The following is a 6,450-nucleotide window of genomic DNA, read 5'->3' as shown; positions in this document are numbered from 1 at the left end:
CCCATGCTGCGAGCCGACATTGAGCGACTTCGCGGTCAGCGACGCCACCGGGCCGGAGCGATGGACGGAGCGCGCGATCGCGCCCCATGTCGCACCGCCGGCGATGAGCCCGGCATATTTGCGCGCCAGGATCAGGTCGCGGAAGGAATAGGGTTCTGCGTCATGCTCGAAGGCATCGAACAGCGACAACAGGTCGAGGTCGGCGCCCGATAGCCGCGATTGCTCGATCAGCGATTGCCTGGACAGCGAAGACGCCTCCGGCGCCTTCATTAACCCGAGCAGGCGCAGGAAACCGTTCTCGCTGAGGAGCTTGTGCGCGGCTCCGCGCTCGGCGGCGACACGGCGCTCGATCCCGACATCACCGTTCCTGGAGAGCCCGGCCTTGGCCAACAATGTCCGGCCGAACACGACATGCGTGGTGCGCCTGGTGACGCCGCGCCGCAGCTGGCCGTGCTGGCGCTCGACCTCGCGTGCCGCCAGCCTGAGCGGAAACGCCGCCAGCGCGCCGATGGTACCGAAGACAGCCCCCAGGACCGCTTGTGCCCTCATTTCTTGCTCTTGCCGACCGCCTTCAGCAGATTGGCCTTCAGCGGATTTTCAGCAGCACCACCCGCTGCCACCTTCTTCGCGGCTGGCTTTGCCACTTCGTCGGCCTTGCTCTTCGACTTGGCCGGCGGTTTCGATTGCGACAGGCTCGCCTTCAACGCATCCATCAGATTAATGACATTGCCACGCTCGGGTGCCGCCGCGATGATCGGCTTGTGGCCTTTCAGCTTCTCGCGGATCATCGTCATGAGCGCCGCCTCGTAGCGGTCCTCGTAGTTCTTCGGATCGAAGGTGGTTTCCTTCTGCTTGATCAGCGCTTCGGCTAGCTGCAGCATTTCGGCATCGGGTTTTCCGGCCGGGATGTTGCCGAAATATTCAGCCGTGCCGCGCACTTCGTTCGGGTTCCTCAATGTGCACACGAACATGCCGTTCTCGCGGGCGCCGATCGTCACCACCCGCTCGCGGCTCGACAGCACCAGGCGGGCGATCGCCAGCTTGCCGGATTTGCGCATCGCTTCGCGCAGCACGGCGAAGGTTTCTTCGGCCATCGCGCCGTCGGGCGCCAGATAGTATGGCGCATCCTGGTAGATGACGTCGACCTCGCCCTCGTCGACGAAGGCCTCGATGTTCATCGTATGGTTGGATTCAATGCGCACCGCGTCGAGGTCGGCATCATCGATGATGATGTACTGCTTGTCCTCGTATTCGTAGCCCTTGACCAGATCCGTGCGCTCGACCAGCCCGAGTTCCGGGTCGACCGGCTTCATGTTGATGCGGTTGTGGGTCTTCTTGTGCAGCTGGTTGAAGCTGATGCGCTCGCTCGCGCTGGTGGCGGGGTATAGCCGCACCGGACAGCTCACGAGGCTGAGTTTGAGGTAACCTTTCCAACTTGCCCTGGGCGCCATGAAACACTCCTACGCGGCCACGCACTGACATTTTAGCTTGAGCATGATCTTATCCGAAAACCGGTTCCCACTTTTCGGGATCATGCTCTCTGCAGCGCTTTTCGTCCGAAGGACGAACGAGCTTGCGCAAATCCTACACCGACCCCGCACAATACAGGAAAATCCCTGACGAAATCTTTTAGCTCGCCGAAGGGGTCGCGGACGGGAGGATAATTCAAATTGTATGAAGCGTCGATGGAGGTTGAGGAAGTGGCCGTCCTTCCCTTCGTCATCCTAGGCCGGAGCAAGGAGCGAAGCGACGCGGCGCAGACCCTAAGATGACGAATGTGAGAGGGTCGCGCCATCACGAATGATCTACCTCGCCCCCTCGAACACCGGCAAATCCCGCGCAAAGTCCTCGATCTCCGCCCATGGATCGCCCGACGTTGCCAGCAAGCCCGGCAGCGAGGAATAGTTCAGATCCTGCGGCGCATCGATGGATTCGAGATCGCTCCAGCTCACCGGCGTCGAGGCCGGCAGATTGGTGCGGGCGCGCAGCGAGTAAGGTGCCGCCGAAGTGTGGGCGCGCGCATTGCGGTGATAGTCGATGAAGATGCGCTTCTTGCGATTGTCCTTGCCCATGGTGGTGGTGAAGGTGTCGGGCGCGGTTGCCGTCAGATGCGTTGATATGGCGCTGGTCGCCTGGTGCAGCTTCTTCCAGTTCTGCTTGCACGTCACCGGCACCGTGATGTGGATGCCGCTGCCGCCGGAGGTCTTGGCGAAGGGCACCAGCCCCAGCCCCTCCAGTTCGCCCTTGATGTGCACCGCAGCCTCGACCACTTCGCGCCAGGTGATCCCCTCGCCCGGGTCGAGGTCGAAGACGATCTGGTCGGGTCTGTCGAGGCTGGTGCGATGCGTGCCCCAGGTGTGGAACTCGACGACGCCGAACTGCGCCAGCGCCAGATACCCTTTTGCTCCCTCGACCGAGAGGTAGGATTTGGTCTCGCCCTCGGAATTGGTCGCCTCGAACGTCACCACCGAGGGCGGCATGCCGGTGAAGGCATGGCGCTGGAAGAAACAGTCCTTCGGCAGGCCGGTCGGGCAGCGCACCAGCGACACCGGCCGGCCGAGGATATGCGGCAGCATGAAGTCGCCGACCAACGCGTAGTAGACGGCGATGTCGAGCTTTGTCGGGCCGGTCTTGCCGAACAGCCGCCGCGTCGGATTGGTCACCCAGATGGTGGCCAGATCAGCCTCTGAGATGAGCCGCTTGCGTGTCGAGGACACCGGCGTCGACAGGCCGACATCGCGCAAGCCGCGAAACACCGCGTGGCGCAGAGCATTGTCCGATGTGCGGTTGGCGTAGTGGATGCGGGCCGAGAGCAGCGGCTTGACCCAGTTCATCTCGCGCATGATTTCGCGCGGCGCGCCTTCCGGTGCGGACGCGCCTGATGTGAGCGGCTCCAGCCGGGCAAGCAGCTCGGCAGCGGTTTCGCTGTCGAAGCCGGTGCCGACCTTGCCGCGATAATGCAATTCGCCGTCCTCGAATTCGGCAAGCCCGAGGGCTGCCAGCCCCTCCGCCGCGTCCGAGGTGGTGTAGCCGGCAATGACGAAAACGCCGCTTTGCAGCGCCTTGGTCTTGGTCCAGCTCTTGGTGCGGCCGCTCTGGTAGGTCGCGGTGGCGCGCTTGGAGACGACGCCCTCCAGCCCGAGTTCCGACGCCTGGTCGTAGAGCCCCTGCCCCGAGCCCTCGACATGATCGGAGAACTGGATGGCAGAATTGGCGCCGAGGCCGGACAGCATCTGCGCCAGCAGCGCCTTGCGCCGGATGAGCGGCGCCTTGGTCAGGTCCCAGCCGTCGAGATAAAGAAGGTCGAAGGCGTAGAAGTGCAGCCTGCTGCCGGCGCCCTCGGCCAGCGCATCCTGCAGCAGCGCGAAGCGGCTGATGCCCTTGGCGTCGAGCACGACGATCTCGCCATCGATGATGGCATCGCGGCACGGCAGCTTGGCGAAGGCATGCGGCAGGTCGCCATAGCGCTTCGTCCAGTCGATGCCGCCACGGGTGATCAGCTTGACCACGCCCTCGGTGAGATGTGCCATGGTGCGGTAGCCGTCGAATTTGATCTCATGCAGCCAGACCTCGCCTGTACCGCCCTTGGTATCCTCGCCATCGGGCGGTTTCGGCACCTGCGTCGCCAGCTGCGGCTCGATGCGGCTGAGTGCCGGCGCCTTGAATGCGCCCGGCAGCGTGCCCGGCTTCAGCGAACCCTGCCTGGGTGCGGGTTTGGCGGCCGGTTTCGCCGGCGCCACCAGCTCCTCGATGCGCAATCCGGATTTGACGCTTTCCGGCCGCGCTTCGAGGATGTCGAGCGCGGTGTCGGCGGCAAGGTCGCGCTCCTTGAACAGCAGCCAGTTTTTCTTGTTCTCGTCTTCGCCGGGCTTGGGCTTCAGCCTGGTCAGCATCCAGCCGCCATTGAGCTTGTCGCCGGCCAGCCGGAACTTGAAGGCGCCGGTCTTGAAACTTTTTTCGACGTCGTCCATCGGCGCCCAGGTGCCGGTATCCCAGACGATCATCGGCCCGCCGCCATACTCGCCCTCGGGAATGACGCCCTCGAAGTCGATATATTCGAGCGGATGGTCCTCGGTCTGGACCGCCAGCCTTTTGTCGGCCGGATTGAGCGAAGGCCCGCGCGGCACCGCCCAGCTCTTCAAGACATCGCCGACCTGCAGGCGCAGATCATAGTGGTCTGCGGTGGCGTGGTGCTTGTGGACGACGAAGCGGTTGCCGTCGCCGGCAATGAGCCCACCGGCCGGTTCCGGCGTCTTCGAGAATTCGCGCTTGGCGCGATAGGCTTTGAGTTTTGGTGGAGTTGTCATGACCAGGAGCGAAGCACGGCGGCCAGGAACACGCCAGTCACGCTCAATCGTCAGTGGCCGGCGTCAACTCGAGCTCCGCCGGCGACAGTCCCTGCTGCAGCTGGCTCAACCGGAATTCGTCGACCCAGTAAGCCTCGCCGTCGACCAGGACGCGGGCCTGGTAGGTGCCGGCCGAAAAGCTCTGCGCGGTGATGTAGACCTTGTGGCGGTCGAGCGCCTTGCGCACCGCGGCGCGCTTGGAATTCTGGCCGATGACGGGACTGACCATGACACTGCCCTCGGTCGCCCTGACACGCAACGCGGCCGCTGTCCGCAGCCTGGCGACTGGGCTCAAGGATGACGGAGACGCGATCTCCTGTCAATTTCGGTGCAAACGGCTGATATTGTGCGCGGTGGCGCGGTGCCGTCTGCTGCACCTGGGCCATGCAAAACGCCGCCTTGCGGCGGCGGGTTTGATGATCGCGATCCTCGAACGGCGATTTGCCTGTCAGGTTGCTGACGGGATCGATATCGCCGTGACGCGGGAGAGTTGCTGACGCTTGCTCAGCGTCGGCTTTTCATAAATCGCCCACGCGACCGCACATCAGCTGCTTATCGGCAGGCAAGGCGGTGCGCGAAATATCACCAGGGGACGGCGTCATGCTGTCGGTCTTGCGAAAAATCCGCCCCCTTTGTCGAAATCCGCTCTTCGCGAACGACACTGGTGTGGCGCCAACGAACATCGCAGCGCCGATCATGCGAGACAAAGGGAGCACCCCATGGCCAAAATGCTTGTCATCTACAAAACACCGGCCGATCCGGCCGCCTTCGACCGGCACTATTTCGACATCCATCTGCCGCTCGCAAAACAGCTTCCCGGCCTGCGGCGCTATGATGTCAGCAAGCGGCCGATCGTGAACCTGTCGCCGGGCGAGATGCCCTACCTCGTCGCGACCCTCTATTTCGACAGCCTGGACGCCATTCGTGCGGCATTTGCCAGCGAGATCGGCAAGGCCTGCGCCGTCGACCGGCGCAAATACGCGCCTGAAGACGACGATGCCATGATGCTGCTTTTCGAGTCGGAGGCGATGTGAAGCGTTGGTTTGCTGGGCAAGGCTACAGGCGCATGAACGCCCCCAGCAGGAGCTTGTTCTTGTCGCCGTCCACGATCTCAGGCGATTGAGCAACGCGCCGGTGGATGCTGGAACGGATCGATATGCGGTGTTCCCGAAATTGTTCGAGATCATACGCTTTGTACCGGGATCAGAGGACAAAAAAACCGCCGCCTTGCGGCGGCGGGTTTGATGGTCGCGATCGCCGAACGGCTGTTAGCCTGTCAGGTTGGTTGTGGTGCCGACCCGGCGAACACCGCTGTGACGCGCGAGAGCTGCTGACGCTTGTTGAGCGTCGGCTTTTCGTAAGTCTTTTTCATCGAAATCCCCAAAGCCCCAAATGGCCGCGGCAAGTGGGGCATGCACCAGTGCTTTGTCAAGCCACCCCTGAAATGTCCTCAGCGAGAACGTCCTTGCCGGGGCGGTCAGGCGCGGCCGCCTTGGCGGGCTCCGCGAGTTCGAATGCGGCCAGCTTCAGTCCTTCAATCGCCGCAAGCGGCTCATCAGGCTCCGGACGGCCTTGAGCAGCCGCGGATTGGAGCGCACGTAAAGCTCGGTCCGGCTGCTTAGCAAAATGGCTGCGTTCGCAGCCCTGCCCCGCAGCGTCATCGGTTCGCAAATCTCGGCCAGAACCGAGCTCGCGGCACCGATATGTTCCTTGTAGCCCTGGCTGCCGACCGACAGGTCGAAATAGTCGAACCCCTGTCCGCGCGCCCACATCATCAGCTTGCCCATCATCGTCAGGCCGGGTGAGACATTGGCGACCGCGTTCTGGTCGATGCCGAGCAGAAGAGCGTGAAGCGTGCCTTTTCTGGCCAGCACGTAGATGGAGGCGAGCCAGGCTTCACCGACGCGCAGCCCGAACAGCCGCACCGATCCGTCGGACAGGCCTTGCAGCGCCGCGTGGCGGTAGAAGTCGACGACCGGGGCCTGCGTCAGGAGGTCGAAACGCCCAAGCTCGCGAAAGCGCTTCAGCCGCAGTTCCAGCAGCGTGTCGAAAAGCTCCTCGGTCAGATCAGGCGTGTCGGCCTCGACCAGAGCGAGGCCGACAC

The 6,450-nt window shown here is 63.3% G+C and carries 7 protein-coding genes and 1 pseudogene; 2 read left to right on the top strand and 6 right to left on the bottom strand.

The window, feature by feature from the left end; translation table 11 throughout:
* The 4 genes and pseudogenes from EN935_RS17630 to EN935_RS17615 all read right to left on the bottom strand — a co-directional run.
* Window positions 1–549 (bottom strand): annotated as a pseudogene (locus EN935_RS17630) (O-linked GlcNAc transferase); the annotation flags it as partial.
* Window positions 546–1,451: a Ku protein gene (locus EN935_RS17625; protein ID WP_109660539.1), complete on the bottom strand. Its 906-nt coding sequence runs from the start codon at window positions 1,449–1,451 to the stop codon at window positions 546–548. The pseudogene EN935_RS17630 and the gene EN935_RS17625, both read right to left, overlap by 4 nt.
* Before the next feature lie 354 nt (window positions 1,452–1,805).
* Window positions 1,806–4,307, bottom strand: a complete 2,502-nt coding sequence (gene ligD, locus EN935_RS17620; RefSeq protein WP_127264520.1) for a DNA ligase D — start codon at window positions 4,305–4,307, stop codon at window positions 1,806–1,808.
* 43 nt (window positions 4,308–4,350) lie between these two features.
* Window positions 4,351–4,575 carry a hypothetical protein gene (locus tag EN935_RS17615; protein ID WP_109660535.1) on the bottom strand — a complete coding sequence of 75 codons (225 nt, stop codon included), beginning with the start codon at window positions 4,573–4,575 and terminating at the stop codon, window positions 4,351–4,353.
* On the opposite strand from EN935_RS17615, the gene EN935_RS17610 reads away from it, so the two are divergent.
* On the top strand, window positions 4,559–4,843 hold the full coding sequence (locus EN935_RS17610) for a hypothetical protein (protein ID WP_127373474.1): 285 nt from the start codon (window positions 4,559–4,561) through the stop codon (window positions 4,841–4,843). The two genes, EN935_RS17615 and EN935_RS17610, sit on opposite strands and share 17 nt — an antisense overlap.
* A 21-nt stretch (window positions 4,844–4,864) precedes the next feature.
* On the opposite strand, the gene EN935_RS41455 is transcribed toward EN935_RS17610, so the two are convergent.
* Window positions 4,865–5,044 (bottom strand): hypothetical protein, encoded by a 180-nt coding sequence (locus tag EN935_RS41455; RefSeq protein ID WP_109660531.1) that lies wholly within the window; start codon window positions 5,042–5,044, stop codon window positions 4,865–4,867.
* A gap of 21 nt (window positions 5,045–5,065) precedes the next feature.
* Here EN935_RS41455 and EN935_RS17605 point away from each other — a divergent pair, with 21 nt between their 5' ends.
* Complete coding sequence (locus EN935_RS17605) at window positions 5,066–5,380, top strand: EthD family reductase (RefSeq protein WP_109660530.1); 315 nt, start codon at window positions 5,066–5,068, stop codon at window positions 5,378–5,380.
* 492 nt (window positions 5,381–5,872) lie between these two features.
* Here the strand turns inward: EN935_RS17605 and EN935_RS17600 are convergent.
* Window positions 5,873–6,450: GNAT family N-acetyltransferase (locus tag EN935_RS17600; protein ID WP_127373473.1), on the bottom strand; the 578-nt coding region annotated here is incomplete at its 5' end.

Source organism: Mesorhizobium sp. M7D.F.Ca.US.004.03.1.1, assembly GCF_003998635.1.
Taxonomy (GTDB): Bacteria; Pseudomonadota; Alphaproteobacteria; order Rhizobiales; family Rhizobiaceae; genus Mesorhizobium; species Mesorhizobium loti.
This window is presented reverse-complemented; position numbering and strand designations above follow the sequence as displayed.

Excerpts from the sequence above, each read along its gene's own strand:
- EN935_RS41455 (WP_109660531.1), bottom strand. The coding sequence starts at position 5,044 with ATGATCGGCGCTGCGATGTTCGTTGGCGCCACACCAGTGTCGTTCGCG.
- EN935_RS17625 (WP_109660539.1), bottom strand. The coding sequence starts at position 1,451 with ATGGCGCCCAGGGCAAGTTGGAAAGGTTACCTCAAACTCAGCCTCGTG.
- EN935_RS17605 (WP_109660530.1), top strand. The coding sequence starts at position 5,066 with ATGGCCAAAATGCTTGTCATCTACAAAACACCGGCCGATCCGGCCGCC.
- EN935_RS17610 (WP_127373474.1), top strand. The coding sequence starts at position 4,559 with ATGACGGGACTGACCATGACACTGCCCTCGGTCGCCCTGACACGCAAC.
- EN935_RS17615 (WP_109660535.1), bottom strand. The coding sequence starts at position 4,575 with ATGGTCAGTCCCGTCATCGGCCAGAATTCCAAGCGCGCCGCGGTGCGC.
- ligD (WP_127264520.1), bottom strand. The coding sequence starts at position 4,307 with ATGACAACTCCACCAAAACTCAAAGCCTATCGCGCCAAGCGCGAATTC.